Raw genomic sequence first — 2,482 nt, forward strand, 5'->3', positions numbered from 1 at the left:
GCATTGGGCCCTCGGCGCTGACGGAGGCCATGGGCATGCTCAACCACCATTTCGCAGCAGCCGCCTGATCGGCGCAGAGCGACAGCCTACCTCTGACTGCCGCCAATCTTTGCAACAGAGCCGCCAACAGCCGCGCCAAGACCAATCACGAACCCGACGGCTTTGTGAAAGTCATTGCCGATGCGGCGACGGATCGGGTGCTCGGCATCTGGTGCATCGCCAGCGTTGCCGGCACGATGATCGCCGAAGCGGCCATCGCGATGGAGTTCGGTGCCACCAGCGAAGATATCGCATATACCTGCCACGCGCACCCCACACACGCCGAGGCGATCAAGGAAGCGGCCATGGGCGTTCAAGGGAAGCCGATCCATACTTGACGCAGCGGCGTCGCGCGCGCATCCCATGCCCTTGAGGGAGAGCGTATGATTCCGAAGCTGACCAGTGAGCCGGGTGCGATCGAGGTCGCGGCCCAAATCCGTTCGGGCGCGCTGTCGCCGCTGGAGGCGGTCGACGCCGCCATTGCCCGCATCGAGGCGCTGGATGGCCCGCTCAACGCCGTGGTCGTGCGCGATTTCGACCGGGCGCGACGGACCGCCAGCGCAATGGACGGCCAGGCTCACTTGGATCGGCCGCTGTTCGGCGTGCCCATGACGGTGAAGGAAAGCTTCGACGTCGCCGGGCTGCCGACCACGTGGGGGCATCTGCAATTCAAGGACCAGCTTGCTCGCCGCGACGCGCGCGTCGTCACGCTGCTGCAAGACGCCGGCGCGATCATCCTGGGCAAGACCAACGTGCCGCCCGACCTGGCCGATATGCAAAGCAACAACCCGGTTTACGGGCGCACCAACAACCCGCACGATCACAGCCGGGTTGCCGGAGGATCCTCTGGCGGTTCGGCGGTTGCCGTGGCGACCGGAATGGTGCCGGCCGAATACGGCAGCGACATCGGCAGTTCGATCCGCAATCCCGCTCACTTCAACGGCATCTTCGGACACAAGACCACGTTCGGGCTGGTCAGCCGTCGGGGCCATGGACACCCGGTGGCGGGCGGGCAGGACATGCACTATGGTCCGTTATCGGTCACCGGGCCGCTGGCGCGTTCCGCTGACGACCTGGCGCTGTTGCTGGAAGTGACTGCAGAACGTCCCCTGCCACGGCGAGAGAAAGGCTTGAGCGACATGCGCTTCCTGGCGGTGCTCGACCATCCTGCCAGTGAGATCGACGCCTCGGTCCGCGATCCGATCGAAGCCGCGCTGACCGAGGTCGAGCGTGCCGGGGCGCGGATCGACCGGTCGAGCGAGCTGCTGCCTGATCTCGCCGAACAGCACACCAACTATATGCGCCTGCTCAACACCCTGGAAATGGCGCGCGGGCAACCCGGGCCGGGCGGCCAGACGATCAGCTTGGCCGATTACTACCTGTTGCTCGATACCCAGGCGCGCAACCAGTATGCATGGGCCGAACTGTTCGCGGAATATGACTTCGTGCTCGCCCCGCCCCTGCCCTTCGTCGCCTACCCTCATGACGACACGCCGATCGGCGCACGGCGGATCGCCATCAACGGCAAGGACAGCGCATTTGCCGATGCGCTCGCCTGGGCGGGGGTCGCGACATTCCCCAACCTCCCTTCAACGGTCGTTCCGGTCGGGGAGAGCGGCGGTCTGCCGTGCGGAATGCAGGTGATGGGCGCCGAATGGAGCGACCTGGACTGCATCGCGGCGGCCGGCGCAATCGGCGACCTGCTCGGCGCCTGATGGTGGCATCCCGCTGGATGGCGCGGTTCGCGCGGTGGCACATCTGGCTCGGCTGGCTGATCGCCGTGCCGTTGCTGCTGTGGATGCTGAGCGGTATCGCGATGGTCGCGCGCCCGATCGAGGAGGTGCGCGGCGAGCACTTGCGGATCAAGCTCCCGCCCCAGCCGCTGCCGGGCAATTCACAAGTCGTCGAAATACGCAGCTTCGTTCAGCGAGGGCGACCGGTGACGCTGGTCACGCGCGCCGATGGATCGCTGCAGCGCTATGCCACCGGCACCGGCGCGCCGCTGAACGTCGACGTTGCCGAAGCGCGCGCGATAGCTGCCAGCGACATCAGGGGAGGCGACCAGGTGGACGCCGTGCGTGCCTTTTCGGCTCGCACCCCCCCGCTCGAGCTTCGCAAGCCCGTCGCGACCTGGCAAGTCTCGCTGGTTGACGGCACTCACGTCTACATCAATCGCGGTAGCGGCGAGATCGAAGCTGTGCGCACGCGGTGGTGGCGGTTCTATGACGTCATGTGGGGATTGCACATCATGGACCTGCAAACGCGTGAGGATGCCCACAACCCGTTCGTGGTCTTATTCGCCCTCATTGCGTTGATCGGAGGGCTCTGTTGCAAAAATCGTGAAGCTTGAGCATGCTTGGCGGAGATTGGACGGACGGAACGATGACGGATTTCAAGTGGCGCCATTTCCAGGGTGATGTGATCCTGTGGGCGGTGCGCTGGT

The 2,482-nt window shown here is 65.5% G+C and carries 2 protein-coding genes and 1 pseudogene; all 3 read left to right on the forward strand.

The features are described from left to right. Positions 1–122: 122 nt before the first annotated feature. Positions 123–377, forward strand: a pseudogene (locus POM99_RS22205) (oxidoreductase dimerization domain-containing protein); the annotation flags it as partial. Positions 378–422: 45 nt separating this feature from the next. Further along, a complete protein-coding gene (locus tag POM99_RS22210; RefSeq protein ID WP_277280995.1) occupies positions 423–1,754 on the forward strand; it encodes an amidase family protein in 1,332 nt (443 codons plus the stop codon). A 17-nt stretch (positions 1,755–1,771) separates the two neighbouring features. Then, complete coding sequence (locus POM99_RS22215) at positions 1,772–2,389, forward strand: hypothetical protein (protein ID WP_277280996.1); 618 nt, start codon at positions 1,772–1,774, stop codon at positions 2,387–2,389. Positions 2,390–2,482: the final 93 nt, after the last annotated feature.

It is taken from the genome of Novosphingobium cyanobacteriorum, assembly GCF_029436685.1.
GTDB classification, from domain to species: Bacteria; Pseudomonadota; Alphaproteobacteria; order Sphingomonadales; family Sphingomonadaceae; genus Novosphingobium; species Novosphingobium cyanobacteriorum.

Excerpts from the sequence above, each read along its gene's own strand:
- POM99_RS22210 (WP_277280995.1), top strand. The coding sequence starts at position 423 with ATGATTCCGAAGCTGACCAGTGAGCCGGGTGCGATCGAGGTCGCGGCC.
- POM99_RS22215 (WP_277280996.1), top strand. The coding sequence starts at position 1,772 with ATGGCGCGGTTCGCGCGGTGGCACATCTGGCTCGGCTGGCTGATCGCC.